Source organism: Sphingomonas glacialis (assembly GCF_014653575.1).
GTDB classification, from domain to species: Bacteria; Pseudomonadota; Alphaproteobacteria; order Sphingomonadales; family Sphingomonadaceae; genus Sphingomonas; species Sphingomonas glacialis.
In genome coordinates this window covers 197,763-221,547 of the sequence record NZ_BNAQ01000006.1, presented here as the reverse complement: position 1 = coordinate 221,547, position 23,785 = coordinate 197,763, and the positions used below count along the sequence as shown (strand labels likewise).

The 23,785-nt window shown below is 62.1% G+C and carries 16 protein-coding genes and 1 pseudogene; 10 read left to right on the top strand and 7 right to left on the bottom strand.

From position 1 onward, the window contains the following. Positions 1 to 4: 4 nt before the first annotated feature. The 4 genes from IE187_RS17860 to IE187_RS17845 are packed head-to-tail and all read left to right on the top strand — an operon-like array spanning position 5 to position 6,959. Positions 5 to 2,110, top strand: coding sequence for a hydantoinase/oxoprolinase family protein (locus tag IE187_RS17860; protein ID WP_189677372.1), 2,106 nt, complete (start codon positions 5 to 7; stop codon positions 2,108 to 2,110). Beyond that, positions 2,110 to 4,428 carry a hydantoinase B/oxoprolinase family protein gene (locus tag IE187_RS17855; RefSeq protein WP_189677371.1) on the top strand — a complete coding sequence of 773 codons (2,319 nt, stop codon included), beginning with the start codon at positions 2,110 to 2,112 and terminating at the stop codon, positions 4,426 to 4,428. Before IE187_RS17860 ends, IE187_RS17855 begins: the two co-directional genes overlap by 1 nt. Continuing rightward, complete coding sequence (locus IE187_RS17850) at positions 4,428 to 5,903, top strand: aldehyde dehydrogenase family protein (RefSeq protein ID WP_189677370.1); 1,476 nt, start codon at positions 4,428 to 4,430, stop codon at positions 5,901 to 5,903. The genes IE187_RS17855 and IE187_RS17850 overlap by 1 nt, the downstream gene beginning before the upstream one ends. Before the next feature lie 9 nt (positions 5,904 to 5,912). After that, on the top strand, positions 5,913 to 6,959 hold the full coding sequence (locus IE187_RS17845) for a zinc-dependent alcohol dehydrogenase family protein (RefSeq protein WP_189677369.1): 1,047 nt from the start codon (positions 5,913 to 5,915) through the stop codon (positions 6,957 to 6,959). A 133-nt stretch (positions 6,960 to 7,092) separates the two neighbouring features. Here IE187_RS17845 and IE187_RS17840 read toward each other — a convergent pair whose 3' ends face one another. The 4 genes from IE187_RS17840 to tnpA are packed head-to-tail and all read right to left on the bottom strand — an operon-like array spanning position 7,093 to position 9,700. Further along, positions 7,093 to 7,368, bottom strand: coding sequence for a hypothetical protein (locus tag IE187_RS17840; protein ID WP_189677368.1), 276 nt, complete (start codon positions 7,366 to 7,368; stop codon positions 7,093 to 7,095). Next, the gene (tnpC, locus tag IE187_RS17835; protein ID WP_189677367.1) at positions 7,326 to 8,972 is read right to left on the bottom strand and encodes an IS66 family transposase; all 1,647 of its coding nucleotides are present in this window, start codon (positions 8,970 to 8,972) and stop codon (positions 7,326 to 7,328) included. The genes IE187_RS17840 and tnpC overlap by 43 nt, the downstream gene beginning before the upstream one ends. Positions 8,973 to 9,020: 48 nt before the next feature. After that, a complete protein-coding gene (gene tnpB, locus IE187_RS17830) occupies positions 9,021 to 9,341 on the bottom strand; it encodes an IS66 family insertion sequence element accessory protein TnpB (RefSeq protein WP_268249529.1) in 321 nt (106 codons plus the stop codon). 17 nt (positions 9,342 to 9,358) lie between these two features. Beyond that, on the bottom strand, positions 9,359 to 9,700 hold the full coding sequence (gene tnpA, locus IE187_RS17825; RefSeq protein WP_189677366.1) for an IS66-like element accessory protein TnpA: 342 nt from the start codon (positions 9,698 to 9,700) through the stop codon (positions 9,359 to 9,361). Between the two features lie 94 nt (positions 9,701 to 9,794). Between tnpA and IE187_RS17820 the strand changes: the two genes are divergently transcribed. Further along, positions 9,795 to 10,610, top strand: a complete 816-nt coding sequence (locus tag IE187_RS17820; protein WP_229839486.1) for an NAD-dependent epimerase/dehydratase family protein — start codon at positions 9,795 to 9,797, stop codon at positions 10,608 to 10,610. A 357-nt stretch (positions 10,611 to 10,967) separates the two neighbouring features. Here IE187_RS17820 and IE187_RS17815 read toward each other — a convergent pair whose 3' ends face one another. Continuing rightward, positions 10,968 to 11,861, bottom strand: a complete 894-nt coding sequence (locus IE187_RS17815; protein WP_189677365.1) for a LysR family transcriptional regulator — start codon at positions 11,859 to 11,861, stop codon at positions 10,968 to 10,970. 94 nt (positions 11,862 to 11,955) lie between these two features. On the opposite strand from IE187_RS17815, the gene IE187_RS17810 reads away from it, so the two are divergent. The 5 genes and pseudogenes from IE187_RS17810 to IE187_RS17790 all read left to right on the top strand — a co-directional run bounded on the left by IE187_RS17810 (position 11,956) and on the right by IE187_RS17790 (position 18,388). Continuing rightward, on the top strand, positions 11,956 to 13,122 hold the full coding sequence (locus IE187_RS17810) for an isovaleryl-CoA dehydrogenase (protein WP_189677364.1): 1,167 nt from the start codon (positions 11,956 to 11,958) through the stop codon (positions 13,120 to 13,122). A 46-nt stretch (positions 13,123 to 13,168) separates the two neighbouring features. Next, positions 13,169 to 14,770, top strand: coding sequence for a carboxyl transferase domain-containing protein (locus tag IE187_RS17805; RefSeq protein ID WP_189677363.1), 1,602 nt, complete (start codon positions 13,169 to 13,171; stop codon positions 14,768 to 14,770). 2 nt (positions 14,771 to 14,772) lie between these two features. Continuing rightward, the gene (locus IE187_RS17800; RefSeq protein WP_189677362.1) at positions 14,773 to 16,608 is read left to right on the top strand and encodes an acetyl/propionyl/methylcrotonyl-CoA carboxylase subunit alpha; all 1,836 of its coding nucleotides are present in this window, start codon (positions 14,773 to 14,775) and stop codon (positions 16,606 to 16,608) included. A 344-nt stretch (positions 16,609 to 16,952) separates the two neighbouring features. Then, a pseudogene (locus tag IE187_RS17795) lies at positions 16,953 to 17,735 on the top strand (IS5 family transposase). A 359-nt stretch (positions 17,736 to 18,094) separates the two neighbouring features. After that, positions 18,095 to 18,388, top strand: a complete 294-nt coding sequence (locus tag IE187_RS17790; RefSeq protein WP_189677361.1) for a hypothetical protein — start codon at positions 18,095 to 18,097, stop codon at positions 18,386 to 18,388. Between the two features lie 250 nt (positions 18,389 to 18,638). Here the strand turns inward: IE187_RS17790 and IE187_RS17785 are convergent, their stop codons facing one another. Together IE187_RS17785 and IE187_RS17780 are read right to left on the bottom strand one after the other, a co-directional pair. Beyond that, on the bottom strand, positions 18,639 to 21,449 hold the full coding sequence (locus IE187_RS17785; protein WP_189677360.1) for an MHYT domain-containing protein: 2,811 nt from the start codon (positions 21,447 to 21,449) through the stop codon (positions 18,639 to 18,641). Positions 21,450 to 21,903: 454 nt separating this feature from the next. Further along, a complete protein-coding gene (locus IE187_RS17780) occupies positions 21,904 to 23,781 on the bottom strand; it encodes an ABC transporter ATP-binding protein (protein WP_189677359.1) in 1,878 nt (625 codons plus the stop codon). Between the last annotated feature and the right edge of the window lie 4 nt (positions 23,782 to 23,785).

Here is a 23,785-nt window from a genome sequence, read left to right as displayed (position 1 = left end):
CATTGTGCGCTTTATCGTTGGTGTCGATATCGGTGGAACATTTACCGACTGCGTGGTGCTCGACACCTCCGCCGACGGCGGTGTCGCGGTCAAAATCGGTAAGGCGTCGTCAACCCCGCCTGATTTCCAGTCGGGCTTCGTTGACGCGCTCAGGGCCGCCGCCACCATGCACGGCGTCTCCCTAGAGGAGATGCTAGGCGATGCGCACGTATATCACGGTTGCACGGTCGGTACGAATGCGCTCGTCGAGGGCAAGACTGCCAAGGTGGGCTTGCTCGCGACGCGCGGCCATGCCGATGCGACCTTCATAATGCTATCGGGTGGGCGTCTGAAATGGATGCCCGCTAACTACATCGCGCACGTCGCCAAACAGACGAAGCCCGCCGCGCTCGTACCTCGCACTCTCTGCGAGGAGATCGACGAACGCATCACCTTCGACGGCGCTATCGCAGTCGAGCTCAACGAAGTGCACGCGCGCGCATCAATTCAACGGTTGATCGACGCGGGCGTCGAAGCGATCGCAATCTCGCTGATTTGGGCGACGGCCAACCCGGCGCACGAACAGCGATTGCAACATCTCGTACGCGAAATGGCGCCGGGAATTTTCGTTTCAATCTCGTCGGAGGTCAGTGCGCGCGTTGGCGAATATGAGCGTAGCGTCGCGACGATCATCAATGCGATGATTGGGCCGCCGATGCAGCATTATCTCGCGGCGCTCGAGGTCGACCTTGCGACCCACGGTTATCATGACAAACTGCAGATCATGTCCTGCTCAGGCGGACTTATCGACGCCGACAATGCCCGAGCGCTACCGGTCCTAACGATCGGGTCGGGCCCGGTTGCGGGGTTGATAGGTGCCGCGAATTTGGCGCGGACCCAGGTGGGCGGCGTGAATAATGTGGTGACAGCGGACGTCGGCGGCACGACACTGGACATCGGAACAATCTTCGCCGGAACCCCTGTCCGACGAGCGACAGCCAGTCACGGTCAATACGAATATTTTGTGCCTACACTGGACGTGCGGTCAGTCGGCTCGGGTGGTGGCAGTATCGTTCATTCGGACGGTCAGTCGTTAAAGGTAGGCCCGGAAAGCGCTGCCGCGCGACCTGGGCCCATCTGCTTTGGACGCGGAGGCACCCGCCCGACGGTCACCGATGCGGCGGCGGTACTCGGCTATTTCGATCCAGACTATTTCTTCGGCGGTCGCATCATGCTCGACCTCGAGCCTGCGCGCGCGGCGCTAGCTGAACTCGGTTCGCCGTTTGGCATGGATGCCGAGGCGACTGCGGCGGCGGCGATGCGAATCGTCAACAGCCAGATGGCGGATGCGATTTGGCTAACGCTGACCCAGCAAGGCTACGATGCACGCGATTTTGTTCTGTACGGTTTTGGCGGCGGGGGCGGACTGCACGCAGCAGCGATTGCGCGCGAATTGGGAATGAAGACGGCAGTAATTCCCTTAAGCGATCTTGCGGCAGGCTGGTCAGCCTTCGGAATTACTGCATCGGATGCGCTGATCACGGAAAGCGTCGGCCTAGGTCTCGGAAGCCCCTTCGATCCTGCTACGATAAACGCGCGCCTTCGTGAGCTCGAGGAACGCGTCCTTGCCAAGCTGGCAAAGCAGGGTGTGGCGAAGGACGCCGTCACGCTCGAACATCATGCCGAACTCCGCTACGCACTCCAGACGAATCAAGTCTCAGTCGCCGTAGAGGGCGGAGTGTATGACGGGGCCACGGTCGGTCGGATGGTTGCTACCTTCGAGGCGGACTACGAGCGACTGTTCGGTAAGGGCAGTGGCTATGCGGCTGCCGGCTTCCAGCTGACAAGTCTGCAGGTCCGAGGTCGCGCAGCGCTTAGTGCGGTCACACTTGAGGCGATCGACTTGGAAAGCGGTAATTCTACGCCGGAGGCCAAGACGACACGAGTGGTGATGTGGTCCGGTGAGCGGCTTGTTACGCCCGTATACGACGGATCCCGCCTTCCACCGGGCAGCGTCACGTCCGGCCCCGCGATCCTCGAATTCCCCGATACCACTATTCTCGTTGATCGCGACGCATCGGCGACGATCCACGTAAGCGGCAGCGTCGTCCTGACCGTAGGAGCAGAATGATGGCCAGTGCCCCTGTTATTGATATCACTCAAGAGACAGCCGTAAGCTCGGCAAAAGACATCGCCTGGACCGGGAAAGTCCATAGTTACCGGCCGAAGGGGGATTGGCGCACGCGTGTCGATGCTGGGATTAACTTCCATGACGACGCGATAGCCGAACTTGATCCGGTCGATTTCGAGGTGATCCGCCAGAAGCTGTGGACCATCAACATGGCGCACGGCGATACAATCACGCGCATTTCAGGATCACCAGTCCTCGCGACGCTCGACTTCAACATGTCGATTTTGACCGAGGACGCGGAAGTGGTACTTAACGCGCCCTACGTCCAATTCCTGAACGCCGGTGCCCCGCTTGGCATTCGTTATATCCTCGAACATTACTCTAAACTTCCAGGAATCGACGACGGCGACATTTACTGCTGCAATGATCCATGGATCGCGGCCTGCCATCAGATGGACGTACTGTTCGCTGCACCAATCTTCGTTGAGGGCCGCTTGTTTGGCTGGGTCGCCAATGCTGGGCATCAGTATGATTTAGGCGGAATTGTGCCGGGAGGTTGGCCGCAGAATTCTGAGGACGTGCATTCTGACCCGGTCGTGTTGCCTCCGTTCAAACTGGTTGAGAAGGGCGTGATGCGCCCGGACCTCGAGGCGATGTACCTTCGCCAGTCGCGGTTGCCAGACATGGTTGCCCTTGATCTTCGCGCCCAAATTGCCGGCGTCGTATTCGCGCGCGATCAGGTGATGGCACTTTGTACCCGGTTCGGCGCGACGACGGTGAAGGCCGCTATGCGGAGGATGCTTGACCAAGCGCAGCAGAATTTTCAGCGTAAATTGAATGCGATTCCCGACGGCACCTGGACAGAAACCCGCTACATTGACGAGCCGTTGCCAGGCATCCGACACAACCAGCGTACCCAATTGACCGTGACCAAACGTGGCGACCGGCTGGCCGTGTCAAACGCAGGCACCGACGCGCAAACTATAGGGACCAACGGCATTCCGTTCGTTACTTGGGCGGGATCTATCACCGGCATTGTTTCTGTCTCAATGCTATTCGAGCAGCTGTTCGCTTATGGCGGAGGCGAACGTCAAATTGACTACGAACCAACGCCCGGATTACTTACCTGCGTGGATCATCCCGCAGCGGTCAGCGGTGGGATTCTGCATTCTGTCCCGATGATGAACGCGATGCAGGCTATCCTGGCGCGGATGATGGCGTGCGACCCCGATACCAAGGAAGATCTGGTCGCGCCGTGTGCGGACTATGTTTTGCCGGTACTGGTCGGCTTCGATGATCGCGGCAATTTTTTTGGCCAAGCAATTCTCGACTGTTTTGCCTGCGGATCCGGCGCGCGATCGTTTGGTGACGGGATCGACAGCGGCGGACCTACCTTCAGTCCGTTGTCGATGATCCTCAATGTCGAACAGATTGAACAATGGTATCCGCTAATGTGCCTTTATCGGCGCAGCGACCGCGACAGCGGCGGTGCCGGTAAATGGCGCGGCGGCAACGGACTGCGTGTCGCGATCACGCCCTATCGCGCACAATCGATGTCGATCGTCACCAACACCGGAGGGCAGGGCGCGACGACGCAGAACGGGCAAGGTCTGTTTGGCGGCTACCCGTCGCCCGCGAGCCACTATCTAATTCGACACGATACTGACCTGAACGAGCGCATGGTCGCACGGGTCCTTCCGCAGGGCGCAATAGACCTCACCGGCGATACAGTGTGGCTAAGCGGTAAATCGAACGGCACTTCACTCGGGCATGGAGACGTGTTCGAGGTTCGAATCGGGGGCGGCGGAGGGTACGGCGATCCACTCGAGCGGGACCCCGCGCTCGTGGAACGCGATCTCGCCGATGATGCGGTTTCACAGGATGCAGCGGAACGTATCTATGGCGTCATCGCCGGCGATGCGGAGGCGACCACCGCACGCCGAAAGGCGTTGCGGGCGGAACGGCGCGCTTGGTCGCGACAAGAAACTGATACGGCCGCCGCCACTGCCGCCACCGGCGAGCTCGACCGCGCCGTCCACGAATACGTAATCGCGCGCGACGTCGATGGCGAACGTATCCTCGCTTGCGCTCATTGTGGCGAACGGCTGGCTGGCTATTCCGGCAGCTACAAGGCGGGTGCACTGATGCACGAAGGGCCGGTAACGCAGATTCCTAGTGCACCCGATCCTGCTCGATTCATCGATGATCCAATGGTGCTTCGCCGCTTCGCCTGTCCGGGTTGCCTTACACAGATTGCGACAGAGATCGCGCGTGCCGAAGATGCAGTATTTCCTGAAATGCGACTAGGACTCAATTAATGGATTATACCCAGCAACACCCGTTCCTGAAGCAGCCTAAAAAACTATTCATTGGCGGCGATTGGGTCGATGCGCTGTCCGGCAAGACATTTGACGTAGTTAACCCTTCGACGGGCCAAGTGATCGTGCAGGTTGCGGAGGGCGCCGCCGCCGACGTCGACCGAGCCGTGGCGGCCGCGCGAGCTGCGTTCGAAGGTCCATGGAGTCAGTTTAAGCCATTCGACCGGCAGGCGTTACTGCTTAAAATTGCCGATCTCGCTGAAGAACGCTTTGATGAGCTTGCTTGGCTAGAGACACTCGACATGGGAGCGCCGATTGCGCGCACCGCTATGTTCAAACGGTTCTTGCTCCAGGCTTTGCGCTTTTACGCAGCGCAGGCGGTTGGCATCTACGGTGAGACAACAAAAAACTCGTTCCCTGGTGACATGCTCAGCTACTCGCTCCGGGATCCTATCGGCGTAGTGGCCGGGATCATCCCTTGGAACGGTCCACTAATCTCACAATTGTGGAGCATCGGGCCAACGCTCGCGACCGGCTGTACGCTAGTATTGAAACCTGCTGAGGACGCACCGCTTTCCGCTCTTGCTCTCGCGCAGATCATGCAGGATGCTGGCCTACCCGACGGCGTAGTGAATGTCGTGCCCGGCTACGGCCACGATGCCGGTGCAGCGTTGGCGTCGCATCCCGACGTCGACAAAATCGCTTTCACGGGATCGACGGCAACCGGACGTCGGATCATGGAAATGGCCGCAACTAACATGAAGCGCGTGTCGGTCGAACTCGGCGGAAAATCTGCCGATATCGTGTTCGGCGACGCTGATCTTGATCGCGCTGTGGCCGGCGCGGCGTTAGGATGTTTTAACAACACTGGCCAGATCTGTTACGCGGGCTCCCGCATCCTGGTGCAGCGTTCAATTCACGACGACTTCGTGCAGCGGCTCGCCGAATACGCCAAGACCCTGAAGGTCGGTCACAGCATCGATCCGACAAGCCAACTTGGTCCGATCGTCTCGGCGCGGCAGCTCCAAACAGTGACCTCGTACATCGACATCGCGCGCGAGGGCGGCGCGGAGGTGATCGCTGGAGGCACACGGCTTGGAGGAGATCTCGCGGGCGGCTTTTTCGTGCCCCCGACGGTGCTCGTAGGCGTGTCAAACGACATGCGAGTGGCACGCGAGGAGATCTTCGGCCCTGTCGCTTCGGTCATTCCATTCGATGATGCTGCGGATGCGGTGCGGATTGCAAACGACACACAATACGGTCTTGGTGGGGCGGTATGGACTCGCGATCTCTCGACCGCGCACCGCGTCGTGCGCGCCGTCCGAACCGGGATGATGTGGGTTAATTGTTACGGCGCAACGGAGCCTGCCGTGACCTCCGAAGGATTCCGCATGAGCGGATTCGGTGCCAAAGGCGGGCGACGCCACATTGATGAATATCTCTACACCAAGTCGGTGTGGCTTAAGCTAGATTGAGGATCTGACATGCGTGGCGTAGTATTTACCGGCGACCGTACCCTGGAACTGATGGATTTTCCGGATCCGGAGCCCGGTCCAGAAGAAGTTGTGCTCGCGATCCGCGCATCGGGGATGTGTGGCAGTGACCTGAAATTCTATCGGCCACCAGCTGGCGCCGCATTTAAGGCGCTCGGATTGCGCGACACTGGCGAGCCTATCATCGCGGGGCATGAGCCTGCGGGAGAGGTGGTTGCGGTAGGCCGCGACGTCGATCCGCGGATGGCGCGGATAGGCATGCGCGCCATGGTTTATCACTATGACGGATGCCACGCGTGCCCGAGTTGCCGCACAGGCTGGTGGCAAATGTGCGAGAACGGACCGGTGACCTATGGCCTTAACGGGCACGGTGGGCATGCGCCATATATGAAGGTACCGGCTCGCACGCTGGTCGCATTGCCCGAAGAGCTTTCTTTCGCGACTGGGGCTGCAATCTCGTGTGGGACCGGCACCGCCTACCAAGCGCTGGTCCGCGCGGAAGTAAGTGCTCGAGATACCGTCGCGGTGTTCGGGCAAGGTCCGGTTGGCCTTTCAGCGACGCAGCTTGCCGCGGCTATGGGTGCACAAGTGATCGCAGTCGATATCAGTGGCGAGCGAGTGGAGCGGGCGCTGGAGTTCGGCGCAGTGCATGCGATCGACGCCTCGGTGGCTGACCCGGTAGAGGCAATTATGGCTCTGACCGGTGGACGCGGTGTCAGCAAGGCGTTCGATACGTCTGGCGTTGCTGCCGGACGATTAGGCGCGGTTCGTAGTTGCGGAAAATGGGCGACTGCTTGTTTCGTTGGCGAGGGCGGCGACGTCACCTTCAACGTCAGTCCCGACATTATGCGCAAGCAGCTGACGATTATGGGATCATGGACTTTCTCGAACGTCGGCCAGGCTGAATGCACGCAATTCATTGCTAACCACGGAATCGAGGTCGATCGCCTGTTCACCGATCGTTGGACTATCGAGGAAGCCGATGCAGCATATCGCGATTTCGACCAGCAATTAGGCGGCAAAGCTGTCTTTATTTAATAAATACATAGGCATAATACTGGTATATACTTCCCTGTCTCAACTAGATGATGGGTGCAGTTCAACTGATCTCATATAAAGCGATCAGCAGGAGAGTTTTATGGTACCCATCCGGCGAGGGCCGCGGATGGTGTTAGCTTTCCTGTATGAAGTCCGAGCGGCGTTGGTCGAGAAGTTCGTCGAGGTGGTCGAGACCGCGTCTGGTGAACGCAGTTGTGGAGACAGCGTCGTCGTCGAGGCTTTCGATGACGTTCAGGCAACCATCTTCGGGCGACATCTCCTGGGCAAGTACCTCGACCACGTCGATGTCGACGCCGAGCCAGCTCGCGGCGTAGCGAGCGGTGAACACCATCGACGGTGCCGACATCAGGCGGCCTTCGCGACCTGGATCCGAGGTGCCCAGTTCCACGGCAATAGCTCGTCGAGCCGAGCCGCGGGGTGGTCCGCGATGCGGGCGAGCACGTCGGCAAGCCAGGCTTGCGGGTCGACATCGTTGAGGCGGGCGGTCTGGATCAGCGTGTAAAGGACGGCGGCGCGCTGACCGCCGCGGTCCGAGCCGCAGAACAGCCAAGCCTTGCGGCCGAGCGGGACGCAGCGAAGGGCGCGCTCGGCGGAATTGTTGGTGAGGCAGACCCGCCCATCGTCGAGGAAGCGCGTGAACGCATCCCAGCGGCGCAGCATGTAGAGACACGCCTTGGCGAGATCGTGGTTGCGCGACAGGATCGCGCGTTGGGCGGTGAGCCAGGTGTGGAGCTCGGTCATCAGCGGCGCGCTGAGTGTCTTGCGTACCGCGAGCCGGTCGGCAGCGGACTTGCCGTTGATGGTGCGCTCGACGTCGAACAGAGCGTCAAGCCGCCGCACCGCTTCGAGCGCGATCGGGTAGATCATGCCGGTCCGCTCGCCGCGGCTCTTCTTGCGCGCGGCGCCTGCGACGTCGGCGAGCTCGAAGAACTTGCGTCGGGCGTGCGCGAAGCACCCGGCTTCGCGCACTGGGCCTGGCGCACGACCTTCGCGGTACAGCTCGCCATATCCGCCATAGGCGTCAGCCTGGAATATCCCTGACCAGGACGCGAGATGTGCCTGTGGGTGCTCGCCGCGCCTGTCACGTGAGTAGTGGAACAGCGCCGCGGGTGGGGCGGCGCCGGCAAACGGCCGATCGTCCCGGACATAAACCCACAGCCGAGCAACATCGGCCTTGACCTTAGCCATGACAGGAACGGTCGTATCGTCACCGTGCAAGCGCTCAGCGGCGAGGATGTGAGCCTCGATCCGCCTGTAGAGTGGCATCAGCGCGAATACGGCGGCACCAACCTGGTCGGCGAGCGTCGAGACGCTCAGCGGTACGCCTTCGCGCGCGAACCGCTCGGCCTGGCGGTTGAGCGGCTGGTGTTGGCCGTACTTCTCGAACAGCAGCATGGCGAGGAAGCTGGCCCCCGCCCATCCGCGCGGCACGACGTGGAACGGCGCTGGCGGCTGGCTGATAGTCTGGCAGTCCCGGCACGAGACCTTCTCGCGGACCGTCTGGATGACCTTCCACGACCGCGGGATCACCTCAAGCGTCTCTGTCACGTCCTCGCCGAGCCGGGACAGGCGCGAGCCGCCGCAGGCCGGACACGAGCACGGTGCTGGTATGACAACACGCTCGCGCGGCAGGTGCTCGGGGAACGGCTTGCGCATCGGCCGCTTACGCTCGAACGGGGCAACGTTGGTAGTGCTGGCGGCGGCAACCTCGGCGGCAAGATCGTCCTCGCTTGTGTCGGCCTCGAGATCCTCGAGCCGTAACTCCATCTGCTCGAGAAGGCGGCGGCTACGCTCGGCGCTCGGACCGTACTGCTCACGCCTGAGCTTGGCGATCTGCAGCTTGAGATGGGCGATCACTGCCTCGATGGCGCTCTCCCGGGCCAAGGCGTTGGCAGCGCGCGCTTCAGCCTCGTCAGCACGTTCCAGGGCAGCGGCGAGCAGCGCCTTCAGCGCTTCGACGTCGTCCGGAAGGGGCGATATGGCAGCTTCCATGAGGCAGAGTGAATCACTCTCCGCCCCTTGGTGCAAGGCGATAATGCTCTATCCGGCGCTCGTCGGGCGCCAGCTGTACTGCGGATTACGCCAGTCGATCCCGTCGAGCAGGCAGGCCAGCTGCGAGGCTGACAGCGACACGACGCCGTCGTTCGCCGAGGGCCAGATGAACCGCCCCTTCTCCAGCCGCTTCGCATAGAGCGACATGCCCAGGCCGTCGTGCCAGATGATCTTGACCAGCGATCCGAGCCGACCCCGGAACACGAAGAGATCGCCCGCGTGAGGATCGCGGTGGAGGTGCTGCTGTACGAGCAGCGCCAAGCCCTGCATCCCCTTCCTCATGTCTGTGTGGCCCATCGCGATCCACACCCGCGCGCCCGGTGGGATCACCGCAGCGCCTTCAGCGCCGCCGCCGCCAACGCCGGCGACGCCGAGTTGAAGATCCTCAGCCGTCTGCCGTCGGGCAGATCCAGCACGGCCGCGACGACAGGCTCGGACGCTTGCTCGGCCGGCTCGTCCATCACCACCGCCGGCACGAACACCGGATCCACCCTGCGCAGTGCGGCCCGACGCCACTCGTAGATCAGGCTGCGGGCAACGTCATGGCGTCGGGCCACATCGCAAACCCTGGCGCCAGGCCGGAGAGCATCCGCCAGAATCCGCTCGCGCTGCTCATCGCTCCAGCGACGCCGACGCTCTGGCCCTGCCAATATCGTTACCTGTGCCATGATCGGAACGGACGTCCTTACGTACGACTGTAAGGACGTACTCTATCCCCGACCCACACTCCGCAAGGCGGCACCCGCCGGATGGATACGTTTTATGGTAGGGAAAGTACTTGTCGTTGGTGCGAGTGGCGTTGTCGGCACATCTGCCGTGGCGGCATTTGCCAACTCCGGCTGGGAGGTGGTGTCGTTATCGCGACGGAAGCCCGACCTTCGGCCGTCTGGTTCAGTTGTCCATATTTCTGTCGACCTCACCGACAAGAACGCAGTCCATACCGAGCTTGCCTCGCTCGGTGGCATCACCCACGTAGTTTTTGCAGCCGTTTCAGAAGCGCCGGGGCTAATATCGGGTTGGTTCGACAGGGACCGAATGCAAATAAATCTTGAAATGCTTCAAAACTGTCTCGAGCCACTTTTTAATAAGCGAAACTTTTTAACGCATGTATCGATCATGCAAGGAACAAAAGCCTACGGTCTTCATATTCATCCATTAGATATACCCGCACGCGAACGCTCTCCTAGAGATCCGCACGAGAATTTCTATTGGTTGCAGCAGGACTATTTGCGGGAAAGGTCCATCGAGAAAGGCTTTCGATTTACAATCCTCCGACCCCCTATGGTAATGGGTGGAGCCTATGGCGCTGTTATGAATGTTGCTCCTGTGCTCGGGGCCTTCGCCGCAATATGCCGTGAAGAGGGAATCCCTTTTGGCTTCCCCGGCGGAGCGGCGTACGTGACAGAAGCTCTTGATGCGCGCTTATTAGGAGAGGCGCTGGTATGGGCCGCTGATGCTCCACAAGCACAAAATCAAGTCTTCAACATTACAAATGGAGACGTATTCGAATGGCGCAGCGTTTGGCCAGCAATCGCTGACGCACTAGGCGCTGAGGCCGGCCCCGATGCACCATGCTAGTTGGCAACGCTGCTACCGCAGAAGTCCTCAGTTTGGGATAATATTGTCGATAAGTATAGGCTAAAGCCCTTAAGTATAGATAAGCTATTAGGTGAGTCTCATTTTGTTACTGACTTCCTTTTTGGGTTTGGATTAGACGTTGCGCCGCCTCCGGCTTTTATCAGCACCATCAAACTGCGGAAAGCGGGTTTTACCAAGGTGTGTGATACCGAAGATATGTTCCGCTATTGGATATCGCATTTTATGGATAGGAATATAATTCCAAAATCCTATGATTGACCAATTGCTGATCAGCGAAAAAACGCTACAGGTTGCCGCCCAGATCCCGCTGTTTCGAGAGCCGCCCAGCCCGGCGTGCTAGTCAGTCGCGACACGCTTAGACGCGAACTCGCCAAGTGCCGCAGCGAACCGCTGAAAAGAAACACTTTGCTCTACGCGAGGTCGCGATCGTTCTACGAAACGAAATCCTATGCTTCGGGTCTGATTGAACCCAGTAAGCGTAGGCATTGCGATGCCGGCGCCGGCGCCAGAAAAGCAACGCGGCATGACCGTCATGCCGAGTCCGGCTCGAACATACGCCAGCGCGTGATCATCGCTCGTCGTTCTCGCCGCCATGAATGGACGTACGCCTCGGTCAGTGAAGAAACGGCTGATATCGAGAAGTGCCTCGCAGTGCCGCCGAACTATCATTGCCTCGCCGCCTAGGTCCTCGGCGCAGACACTGTCGTTCTTGGCCAGAGGATGGTCGCTCGCAATCGCCATTGCATAGCCTTCACGGAACACCTGTCGGTGCGCAGACTCGTGTTCGGAAACGAGGCCGAGCACGGCATCAACGCGTTTGCGATCGAGCATCTGCACAAGATCACGTGCCCGTCCTTCGACAATCTCGATCCGTTCGTCCGCCTGAATGTGATATACCGCGGCGAGCGCGTGGCCAATCCAGGCCGAGGGCAAGGTGGTAAGAACGCCAATCCGAAGGGGCTTGGTCGGCGCATCTTCGCCGAGGTCTCGTTCGGCGATCGCAAACTCCGCCTCGATTCGACGCGCGTGGGTCGCGAAACGCATGCCTGCGGGGGTCAACTCCACGCGACGATTGGTTCGGTAAAATACCACTCGGTCAAGGAGTGTCTCCAGCTTGGCGATCCCGATCGACAGCGTCGGTTGCGACACATGGCATTGCTGGGCTGCCCGGGAGAAAGTTCCGTGGTCGATGACCGCGAGAAAATAACGAATGAGATAGCGATCGATCATAGGCCACATCTATACCGTTGGCGCTAAACCTTCAATTTTTCGGGATGAGCAAGCGCTGCTAAATCGCGTTGATCACGGCCCGGGGAGAGGTTGCATGACACCAGAATTCGACTTCGCGCTGGGCGAGACGGCGGATATGATCCGCGACACGACGCAGCGCTTCGCGACCGACCGGATCGCGCCGATCGCGGCAAAGATCGATGCCGAGGACTGGTTTCCTCAGAGCCTCTGGCCCGAAATGGGCGCGCTCGGGCTGCACGGCGTCACCGTTGCGGAAGAGGATGGCGGACTCGGGCTCGGCTATCTCGAGCATGTCATCGCGTGCGAGGAAGTGTCGCGCGCGTCCGCTTCGGTGGGCCTGAGCTATGGCGCGCATTCGAACCTGTGCGTCAACCAGATCGCACGCTGGGCGTCGCCGGAGCAGAAGGCGAAATATCTCCCCAAGCTGATTTCGGGCGAGCATGTCGGGAGCCTCGCCATGTCCGAGGCGGGCGCCGGCTCGGACGTCGTCGGCATGAAGCTCAAGGCCGACAAGGTGCAGGGCGGCTATGTGCTCAACGGCACCAAGTTCTGGATCACCAACGCCGCCTGTGCCGACACGCTCGTCGTCTATGCGAAGACCGGCGAGGGCTCGCGCGGCATCACCACCTTCCTGATCGAGAAGGACATGCCCGGCTTCGCGATCGGCCAGAAGATCGACAAGATGGGGATGCGCGGCAGCCCCACCGCCGAGCTCGTCTTCACCGATTGCGAGGTGCCGGAAGAGAATATTATGGGCCCGGAGAATGGCGGCGTCGGCGTGCTGATGTCGGGGCTCGACTATGAGCGTACCGTGCTTGCGGGCATCCAGCTCGGGATCATGCAGGCGTGCCTCGACGTGGTCGTGCCGTACGTGCGCGAGCGGCGGCAGTTCGGCAAGGCGATCGGCAGCTTCCAGCTGATGCAGGCCAAGGTCGCCGATATGTACGTCGCGCTCAATTCGGCGCGGGCCTATGTCTATGCGGTGGCGCGCAGCTGCGATGACGGGCGGACGACGCGCTTCGATGCGGCGGGAGCGATTTTGCTCGCGAGCGAGAATGCAGTGAAGGTCGCCAATGAGGCGGTGCAGGCCCTGGGCGGGGCGGGCTATACCAAGGACTGGCCGGTCGAGCGCCATTATCGTGACGCCAAACTGCTCGATATCGGTGCTGGAACGAACGAGATCAGGCGGATGCTGATCGGGCGCGAGCTGATCGGCGCGAGCGAGCGGGTGGCCCAGTGAGCGCGGTTCCAGTTTTCTTCGCCCGATCCCGAAGGGAGAGGGGGTTGTGAGCGCGCCCGTCCGCACCTCCGCGCTGTCGCCTGATAGCGAAAACTTTCGCGCCAACGCCGCGTACAATTGCGCGCTGGTCGAGCGCCTGCGCGCCGACGTCGCGCAGGCTACGCTCGGCGGCAACGCGAAGAGCCGCGAGCGCCATACCGCACGCGGCAAGCTGCTCCCGCGCGAGCGCGTCGAGCGGTTGCTCGATCCGGGCTCGCCGTTTCTCGAGATCGGCCAGCTCGTCGCCAATGGGCTGTACGACGACGAGGTGCCGGGCGCTGGCCTGATCGCCGGGATCGGGCGCGTCTCGGGGCGGCGGTGCATGATCGTCTGCAACGATGCGACGGTGAAGGGCGGGACCTATTACCCGCTGACCGTCAAAAAGCACCTCCGCGCGCAGGAGATTGCAGAGGCCAACATGCTGCCGTGCATCTACCTCGTCGATTCGGGCGGCGCGAACCTGCCGCATCAGGCCGAGGTCTTTCCCGACCGCGACCATTTCGGGCGGATCTTCTTCAACCAGGCGAACATGAGCGCGAAGGGCATTCCGCAGATTGCGTGCGTGATGGGGTCGTGCACCGCGGGTGGCGCCTATGTTCCCGCTATGTCCGACGAGACGATCATCGTGCGCGGGCAGGGGACGATCTTCCTCGCGGGGCCGCCTTTGGTGAAGGCCGCGACGGGCGAGGTGATCTCGGCGGAGGAACTGGGCGGCGCCGATACGCATGGGCGGCGCTCGGGCGTGGTCGATCATGTCGCCGAGAATGACGAACATGCGCTGACGATCGTGCGCGACATCGTCTCGACCTTGCAGCCGCAGCGCGGGGGCGACGTCAATCTCAAGGAGCCGCGGCCGCCGAAGTTCGATGCGGAGGAGCTGTATGGCATCGTGCCGAGCGACGTTCGCGCGCCGTACGACGTGCACGAGATCATCGCGCGTTTGGTCGACGGGTCGGAATTCCACGAGTTCAAGGCGCTGTACGGGACGTCGCTGGTCTGCGGCTTCGCGCATATCTGGGGGATGCCGGTCGCGATCCTCGCCAATAACGGCGTGCTGTTCTCAGAAAGCGCGCAGAAGGGCGCGCATTTCATCGAGCTCGCGTGCCAGCGGCGCATCCCGCTGCTGTTCCTGCAGAACATCTCGGGCTTCATGGTCGGCGGCAAATACGAGGCCGAGGGGATCGCCAAGCATGGCGCCAAGCTCGTCACCGCGGTGGCGACGGCGACGGTGCCGAAGATCACCGTGCTGATCGGCGGGAGCTTCGGGGCGGGCAATTACGGCATGTGCGGGCGGGCCTATTCGCCGCGCTTCCTGTTCTCCTGGCCCAACAGCCGCATCTCGGTGATGGGCGGCGAGCAGGCGGCGTCTGTGCTGGCGACAGTGCACCGTGATGCCGACGGTTGGTCGGACGACGAGGCCGAGGCCTTCAAGGCTCCCATCCGCCAGAAATACGAAGACGAGGGCAATCCCTGGTACGCGACCGCGCGACTGTGGGACGACGGCATCATCGACCCGGCGCAGACGCGCGATGTGTTAGGGCTTGCGTTTGCGGCGACGCTCAATGCTCCAATACCCGAACGCCCAGCGTTCGGCGTTTTCAGGATGTGACGATGCTTCAGTCCTTGCTTATCGCCAATCGCGGCGAGATCGCCTGCCGCATCATCCGCACCGCGCGGCGTATGGGGATCCGCACGGTTGCAGTGTATTCCGATGCCGACGCCACGGCGATGCATGTCCGGGAAGCGGACGCCGCCGTTCGTATCGGACCAAGTCCGGCGCGAGAAAGCTATCTCGTGGGCGAGAAAATCATCGCCGCCGCGTTACAGACTGGGGTCGACGCAATTCACCCAGGCTACGGCTTCCTGAGTGAAAATGCCGATTTTGCGAAGTCGGTGATCGACGCCGGCTTGATCTGGGTAGGCCCAAATCCCGACAGCATTCGCGAAATGGGCCTCAAGGACGCCGCTAAGCAGCGCATGATTGACGCTGGTGTGCCGGTCACGCCGGGCTATCTCGGAGCCGATCAGACGCCAGAGCGGCTTTCGGCCGAAGCGGCAAAAATTGGCTATCCAGTGCTGATCAAGGCAGTCGCAGGCGGCGGCGGTAAGGGCATGCGGCGCGTTAACGAAATCGCCGATTTTGGGGATGCGCTGCTTTCGTGCCAACGCGAGGCGGCTTCTAGCTTCGGCAATAGCGACGTGCTGATCGAAAAGTATATCCTTTCCCCGCGGCACATCGAAGTCCAAGTGTTCGGCGATTCATACGGCAACGTCGTCCACCTTTTCGAACGCGATTGTTCTCTCCAGCGTCGCCACCAGAAGGTGATCGAGGAAGCGCCAGCCCCCGGCATGGATACCGTGACCCGGGACAGCATCTGCCAAGCTGCGGTCAAGGCGGCCAAAGCGGTCGAGTATGTCGGCGCCGGTACGATCGAGTTCATTGCGGACGCGAGCGATGGCCTGCGCGCCGATCGCATCTGGTTCATGGAAATGAATACCCGGCTTCAGGTCGAACATCCGGTGACGGAGGAAATTACCGGACAGGATCTCGTCGAATGGCAATTGCAGGTTGCGAGCGGCGAGCCGCTACCAAAGACGCAGAACGAGCTTGCCATCCAAGGTTGGGCGATGGAGGCGCGGCTCTACGCCGAAGACCCCGCTAAGGGTTTCCTGCCATCGATCGGTCGCCTCGAACGGTTCGACCTCGGAAGCGCGGCCCGCGTCGATACCGGCGTCGAACAGGGTTCGGAAATATCGCCCTTCTACGATCCGATGATAGCCAAAGTGATCGCCTGTGGCACTGACCGCGAGATGGCCCGCAAGTCACTGGTCGCTGCTCTCGAAGGCGCGATCGTTTGGCCGGTGCGCTCGAACGCGGGTTTCTTGGTCCTGCTTCTCGATCATCCAGCGTTCGTCAAGGCGGCAATCGACACGGGGCTGATTGCCCGCGAGAGCGTTGCGCTTATGTCGCCACCTCGGCCAAGCGCTGACGCACTGGCTAGCGCCGCGCGTGCGCTGGCTGCGCCCGGCCCAATCTCTGGTTTCCGTCTCAACGCCGCACGCCGCGATTCAGGTACCTTTCTGCTCGATGGTGCTGAGATCGAGATTGCCCTGCCCGAGGACGGAGAGAGTTCGACGCGGAGCGATGGCCTAATCGCGGAACGGGGCCAAGTATGGCATTTAGGCGCGTGGCGGGGCTCAGGCCATGCGGCTGGCGGCGCTGCAGACGGGGCAATTCTGTCACCTATGCCGGGACGAATAATCGCCGTCGATGTGGCGGTGGGTAACGCGGTTAAGGCTGGGCAGAAACTTGTCACGTTGGAGGCAATGAAGATGGAGCATAGTCTTGCCGCCCCGTTCGCTGGCACCGTCACCCATCTGAATGCCAGTGAAGGCGGTCAGGTGACCGAAGGCGTCCTGCTCGTGCGTATAGAGAGGCTCGTCTGACGCCCGAACGCTATATGCTACGAAAGGAAGGTCGTCGAGTGCACACGTATGATATCCGCTTAATTGATACTGTGGTCGACAATCCGCGTTTTTCCCCGCCTTCGCATAACCCGCCGCCACTTCGATCTTTATGCCAAAGCCGCTGAATATATCGAGTTCGCGTAGATTTTCGCTGGCAGCATTTTCGCCCTCTCGCTTATGATTGGTCGGCGGTCAAACGTTGGGAAGACCGAGGAAGAATTCGGTCCGATGACATATATTATGTTTATTATATCAATAGCCTAAGGTTACTGCCCATTGATGCTAGTGGCTTGATCTAAATTAGGCGGTGCGGGGCGACGGCGATGAGCCACCTGTATCGGTTGAGCGACGAGCAGATGGCTTGAACGGCATTTTTCCAAGAGCCACGGCAAGCCCCGGGTTGATTATCGGCGGGTATTGAGCGGCATCTTCGTCGCAAACCGCAAACCGCAAACCGCAAACCGCAAACCGCAAACCGCAACGGGCTGTGCTGGTCCGATGCGCCCAAGTAGTACGGACCGCGCAAGAGCCTCTACATGCGATGGAGGCGGTAGGGCGTGAGGGGCGTGTTAGTGCATTTATGGATGAACTGGCCGCTGCGAGCGTCACGCCCAGGACGATCGTGAGCGACGCATCTATCTGAAGGCACACCGCACGGCATCGAGCCTGCGGGTTAAAAAGGGGATCTCGGGCGGCTCATCGGTCGTACCAAGGGCGGCATGAGCACGAAGCGTCAGGCCGTCACCGACGCGAACGGTCGCCCTCTGAACTCCTTCATGACCGCTAGATCTGTCAGCGATACGCCGGCGCTGCAGCGCTGCTCGACGATCTTCCCATGGCGCATTGGATGCTTGCCGACAGCGGTTACGACGCAGACCGGTACAGGGACGCTCTTCAGGCAAAGGCATAATGCCCTGCATTCCGGGACGAAAATCCCGGAACGTGCCCATCAAATACGACAAGCGCCGCTACCGAAGCCGCAGCCGCATCGCGATCATGTTCGGCCGCCTGAAGGACTAGCGTCGCGTCGTTACCCGCTACGATCAACGCCCGACCGTCTTCTTCTTCGCCACAGCGCTCGCCGCGACCATATCTTCTGGCTCTGATGAACGACTTTTGAGCCTCGGAAGCGGCCAGCATTTGCCATTCATGCTCTATGCGGCAGTTCGAAAAAGAGCGTTGTAGGAGGTGGATCCCACCGCGAAACGTGTGGTCAGCATATGGTTGCGTTGCTGACGCAAGTCGAGTTGGTTGCGGGTCCCCGCAACCACACCCACATACCAAACCGTCTCAGGATACCCCGAGGCGGTTTTTTTGTGCCTGCTTTCCGTGGCTTGTCGCCAATTCGTCGCCGCTCGCCGCTCGCCGCTCGCCGCGCGCGCTTGGCCGCGTTTTTGGCCAATGATGTTGAGTTTCTTGGGATATTTTGAGGATCCAATGCTGCATCCATGCAGGAGATATCCCCATGGCACTCAGCGACAGCCTCTATGCGTTCGTCTGCCCGAACCGCTCGAAGCTCTGGCGATTTACGTATCGGTTCGACATTGACAAGAAGCGGCTGTCGCCCGATCGCTATCCGCGGCTTGGAATCGCGGTTGCGTGGCATCGCGGCGGGGGAGCCAAGCTGACATTGCAGCAGGGCCGGGACCGGCGCGCTCAGCTGGTGCCGGTTTCGTGGACACCAGGATACAGAAGGTTTTGGAACCGCACGGTGAAATGCGGCAGCGCAAGTTCGCGCGCAAATTCCAGCGCGAGGTGACGAAATCTACCCGCGATCGGCGGCGGCGGTCACATTGGCCGCGTATGACCTGGCTCTGTACGAGAACGTCCGGCGCAAACCCGTCGGCGAAGCCGAAGCCCATCCCCCGTCGGTAATCCCTGACACCGGCCAGATGAAGCCCGAACAGGAGGACGCAGTCGGTTCGGCGCAAAACAGGAGCGAGACAAGTGGCCGGGGTTGCGCAGCTTCGGGACCACGTGGATGTCGTCCTGGGGCCGCGCCGCCCGTTTCAGCTTCTCAACTGGCTCAAGGCCGCTGCCAGGTCGTCCCTGCGGAACGGTTTCGTCAGCCGCGGAAGGGTGGCGTCGATCCCGGCTGTTTCCGCGTAACCCGAGACGATGAGCACTGGGCGCTCGGGGGACAGGTCGCGCACGGCGTAAGCGAGGTCGGTGCCCGTCATCCCCGGCATCAGATGGTCGGTCACGAGCACATCGAATCGAACGCCCGCGCCGATCAACCGCATCGCTCCCTCGCCCGAGCTTGCCTCGATGACGTGATATCCCAGATCGATCAACATGTCCGCGGTGGTCATGCGCACCAAATCCTCGTCATCGACGACCAGTGCAGTGCCGGTGGCGACGTGCGAAACGATCTTTTCGAAGGCCATCTCTACTGGTGTTTCCCCAGCGCTCACCGGTAGCCACAGCTCGACGGTCGTGCCGACGCCGGTCTGACTGTGCAGCGTGAGCGCGCCGCCGAGCTGCGAGGCCAGTCCGTGGACCATCGACAAGCCCAGGCCGGTCCCTTTGCCCACACCCTTGGTGGAAAAGAACGGCTCGGTCGCGCGCGCGAGCGTTGCCTCGTCCATTCCGGATCCGGTGTCCGAGATTGCAATGCAGAGATAGCGGTCGGGGTCGAGACCAGAGCGGTGGCCTTGCCCAATGGCCGCGGTGCTCGCCGACAGGCGCAACGTGCCGCCATCCGGCATCGCGTCGCGCGCGTTGACCGAGAGGTTTAGGATGGCCATCTCGAGCTGGTTATGGTCGGCGCGCGCGCAGGGTAGGTCGGCGCCTGCGTCGATCACCACATGGACCTGGGGGCCGGTGGTGCTCGATATGAGCTCGCCCATGCCGCTCACGAGCTTGCCGATGTCGACCGCCACGGGTTGGAGCGGCTGACGCCGCGCAAACGCCAACAATCGCTGAACGAGGATCTTTGCGCGTTCCGCCGATTGCATGGCGCCCGCGATCAGACGCTGCTCGCGTTCCCCGCCGACGCCCTTGCGCTGGAGCAGGTCCAAGCTGCCGATGATCGGCGTGAGCAGGTTGTTGAAATCATGCGCCACGCCGCCGGTCAGCTGACCCATGCTTTCCATCTTCTGGCTCTGGCGCAGCGCCTCTTGCACTTCCTCGCGGTCTTTGAGCGCCGTCGCTATGCGGGCTTCCAGCGTCGCGTTGAGCTCGCGCAGCGCTTCCTCGGCCCGCTTACGCCCCGTAATCTCGACGACCGTGCCCGCGACGCGGAGGCAGCGACCCGATTGATCGAAGACGCCGCGACCCTTGGCGGCGATCCAGCGGACGATCCCGTCCTCCTTGCCGACCGTGCGATACTCCACGTCGTAGAGCGCGCGCTGGCCGGGGTCGATCGCCGCGGTGAACGCGACGGCGGTCGGTTCGCGATCTTCGGGGTGCAAGCCTTCGTAAAAGTCCGTCAGCGTGACCGGAACGTCGGGAGAGATGCCGAACATCGCCTTGGTGCGCGCGGGCCAGACCAAGGCGTCGTTGACGACGTCCAGATCCCAGAAGCCGATCTCGGCATTGTCGACCGCGAGCCGCAGGCGCTCCTCGCTTTCCCGCAGCCGCGCCTCCGCGCCGATCCGCCCGACATGCGCCCAGCACCGCTCGACCACCTCCTTGACGAGCAGGATCTCGTTTGCGGTCCAATCGCGCGGGTGGTCCTGATGCACCGCCATTATAGCCGAAAGCCGACCGTCGCCGCCGATCAGCGGGCAGCAGATGATCGCGTCGATCGAGATGCCCTGGAACATCTCGCGCCCACCGCCGGGCTCAAGTTCGCGGGCGATATCGCGCAAGACGACCGCCTCCCCGGCGCGAAGGTTGCTCGCTGCGCGGGGCCCGAACAGGTCGAGACTGTATGCCCCGACCGAACTTTCCTGTCCCGGCGCGGTATAGTCGCTCCGGATCCAGAACCGGTCGCCGTCGCGATCGACGTCGGCATAGGCGCAGCGCGATGCGCTCAGCTTGCGTCCGAGCAATTCCGAGGCGGCGCTCATCGCATGCCATGCGTCTGACGATCGGAGCAGCCGGTCGTTGAGCTCGCTGAAGAAGTGCAGGCGTTCCTCGCGCTCGGCGCTTGTCCGCAAAAGGTGCTCGACCCAAACCGCCGCCAGGCCGAGCAGCAGAACGAAAAGCGTGACCAAGCCGATCGCGGTCGCCAGGTACGCCTGTCCCAGGCTCGCAAGCCCGTTCGCCTCGCCGACGCCGCGCGACCGCGTGAACGTCGCTGCGTACATTCCGACGTAATGCATGCCGGCGATGGCGAACCCCATGACGACCGAGGCTCCCGCGCGGCCGCCCGATCGCTGATCGCGACCCGCCAGCCAGACGGCCAATGTCGCAGCGACGATCGCGATCGCAACGGAAACGGCAACCCATCGCGTGTCGTAGCGCAGGGTCGCGGACATACGCATCGCCGCCATTCCGAGATAGTGCATCGAAGCAACGCCAGTGCCGATCAACAGGCCCGCCGCGAGCATTCTGGAAACCGACGCGCGCTGCCAATCGACGATCGCCAGGCCCGCGCCGGTGAACCCGATAGCGAGACATAGCGAGAGCAGCGTCGGGGCGAGCTCGTAGCGCATCAACATGCCGGGCATGCTGAATGCGAGCATCGCGACGAAGTGCATCGACCAGATTCCGCCCCCGAGCGCAGCCGCAGCCGCCGCGAGCCAGGCGGCGCGGGAACGGCCGCTCGAGCGCCGGATCCGGCTCGCGAGGCTGAGCGCGGTAAACGATCCGATAATCGCGATCACGATCGACAGGGAGACGAGATATGGGTCGTGAACCCCGGTCATGGTCATGAAGCGACATTTCCACAGAGAACTGCCGTTCGCAACTCCGGCGCGGCCGCGCGCAGCGGATCTGCGTGAGAAGGGTCGCATGGGTCGCCCGGTGCGCCCCGATGTGTCGCGGCTAACGTAGCGTAACGCCGCCCGAAACCGAACCGAGCCTGCAAAACGAAAAACCGAAATGGCCAAGAAAGATTAAGTCGCTGTGGTTTCTCGATAAAACCCGTAGAGGAGGAATCGCGTTTCAGGAGTGCGCATTCGGCAAGCGCCGCCTTGGGGCGCAGTCACGAACGGGAAGGTTGTGCTGTCGGAGCCGGACGAGCCGCTCGGCACTTTCGCCCGCAACGCAATTTCGTTCGTCCGCGTGAGTGAGGAGGACATAGGCCGCCGCGGCCCCATTCAGCGCATAAGGTTCAAGGTGCCGCCAACGCGGAGTGCTGGGTACTGGAATTCGGGCAGGTGCCCGTCACCGATAGCCCGCGGCCTGGAGTTCGAACAACTCGGCATAGCGGCCGCCGGCAGCGAGCAGATCGCCATGGGTCCCGGATGCCTCGACACGACCGTTGCTGAGGACGAGGATCCGATCCGCCATTCGCACGCTGGAGAAGCGGTGCGAGATCAGCACGGCCGAGCGTCCGGCGCTCAACTCGCGGAACCGTTTGAACACCTCATATTCCGCTCGCGCATCAAGCGCCGCCGTGGGCTCGTCGAGAATCAACACTTGGGCGTCGCGCATATAGGCGCGGGCGATCGCCATCTTCTGCCACTCGCCGCCCGACAGGTCGACGCCGCCCTGGAACCGCTTGCCGATCATCTGGTCATAGCCGTTCGGTAGGTTGGCAACCACACCGTCCGCGAGCGCGGCGGATGCCGCAGCCTCGATCCGCGTGCGATCGCCCCGCGCGTCGATGCGGCCGACCGCGATGTTGTCGGCGGCGGGCAGATTATAGCGGACGAAGTCTTGGAAGATCACGCCGATCGCGGCGCGCAGGCTGTCGAGGTCGTAGTCGCGCAGGTCGCGTCCATCGAGCAGGACGCGGCCCTCGACAGGATCGTAGAGCCGCGAGAGCAGCTTCACGAGGGTGGTCTTGCCAGCTCCGTTCTCGCCGACCAACGCTAGCACCTCGCCCGGCGCTAACGTGAACGACAGATGCCGCACCGCCCATCGTTCGGCACCTGCATAGCGGAAGCCCACATCCTCGAAGACGAAGCCTTGCCGGACCGGATCGGGAAACGGCAGCGCTCCTGCGGGCGAGCGGATGCCCGGCTCCGTCCGCAAGAAGGAGAACAGGTCGTCGATGTACAATGCCTGCCCAGCGGTCGAGGAAAAGCCGGTGAGCAAGTTTTCCAATAGCCCACGAAGTCGCAGGAACGAGGCGGCGAGGAAGGTGAGGTCGCCGATGGTGATGACCCCGTTCACCGCGCGCCAGGCGATGTAGGCGTAGGCGGCGTAATAGGCGACCGTGCCGAGGGCTGTGAAGCCGGATCCCCAGACTGCGCGGCGCAGCGCCAACCGCCTGCTCGCCTGGTAGGTGTCGCGTGAGATGGTGCGATACCGGTCGATCAGGAACGGGCTGAGGCCGAAGATCTTGACCTCCTTGGCCGTGTCCGCGCTTGCCGCGACCTGTCGGACATAATCGAGCTCGCGGCGTTGCGGCGTGCGGACGTAGCTGAGCGCGTAACTCAGCGCGTTGAAGTGCGCCTCGCCGAGGAACGAGGGTACCAGCGCGATGGCGAGCAGGACGATCAGCCACGGCGCATAGACGACCAGGCCGGCGGCGAAGCTCAATACCGTGACGATGTCTTGTACCTGTCCGAACAGCTGCCCCATCAGCGACATGCGCCCGCTCGCCTGCATGCGCGCGCGATCCATGCGGTCCTGGAAGGCCGCGTCTTCAAAGTCGGCGAGATCGAGGGTGGCGGCGTGTTCCATCAGCCGTACGCTCGCGTCGTTGCTGACACGGTCGGAGAGCAGCCCGTCGACCAACGAGACGGCCCGGCCGAGGAGATCGGAGGCGACCGCCAGAGCGAACTCGACCAGCAGGAGCACCTCGAGCCGGCCGAGCAGACCGGAGCCCAGCCAAGCCGCGAGGCTATCGGGGCGAACCGCGAGGTGACTTAAATGCACGACCTCGTCGATGATGAGCTTGCCGACAAACAGCGTCGCCACCGGAAGCAGTGCACGCACCAACCGTACGGCCACGGTCGTGGCGGTCAGCTGCCAACTGCTGTCCCACACCATTGCAAGGAACGGTGGCAGGTTGCGCAACGCACCGAGCCGCTCGCGCCAGCTGGTCGGCCGGGGCGGAACACCGCCACGACCCTGTCTGACGCCGAGCGCCATTCAA

Coding starts and splice junctions, on each gene's coding strand:
- IE187_RS17855 (WP_189677371.1), top strand. CDS start 2,110: ATGGCCAGTGCCCCTGTTATTGATATCACTCAAGAGACAGCCGTAAGC.
- IE187_RS17850 (WP_189677370.1), top strand. CDS start 4,428: ATGGATTATACCCAGCAACACCCGTTCCTGAAGCAGCCTAAAAAACTA.
- IE187_RS17845 (WP_189677369.1), top strand. CDS start 5,913: ATGCGTGGCGTAGTATTTACCGGCGACCGTACCCTGGAACTGATGGAT.
- tnpC (WP_189677367.1), bottom strand. CDS start 8,972: ATGGAAGCTGCCATATCGCCCCTTCCGGACGACGTCGAAGCGCTGAAG.
- tnpA (WP_189677366.1), bottom strand. CDS start 9,700: ATGGCACAGGTAACGATATTGGCAGGGCCAGAGCGTCGGCGTCGCTGG.
- IE187_RS17820 (WP_229839486.1), top strand. CDS start 9,795: ATGGTAGGGAAAGTACTTGTCGTTGGTGCGAGTGGCGTTGTCGGCACA.
- IE187_RS17815 (WP_189677365.1), bottom strand. CDS start 11,861: ATGATCGATCGCTATCTCATTCGTTATTTTCTCGCGGTCATCGACCAC.
- IE187_RS17810 (WP_189677364.1), top strand. CDS start 11,956: ATGACACCAGAATTCGACTTCGCGCTGGGCGAGACGGCGGATATGATC.
- IE187_RS17800 (WP_189677362.1), top strand. CDS start 14,773: ATGCTTCAGTCCTTGCTTATCGCCAATCGCGGCGAGATCGCCTGCCGC.
- IE187_RS17790 (WP_189677361.1), top strand. CDS start 18,095: ATGGCACTCAGCGACAGCCTCTATGCGTTCGTCTGCCCGAACCGCTCG.
- IE187_RS17785 (WP_189677360.1), bottom strand. CDS start 21,449: ATGACCATGACCGGGGTTCACGACCCATATCTCGTCTCCCTGTCGATC.
- IE187_RS17780 (WP_189677359.1), bottom strand. CDS start 23,781: ATGGCGCTCGGCGTCAGACAGGGTCGTGGCGGTGTTCCGCCCCGGCCG.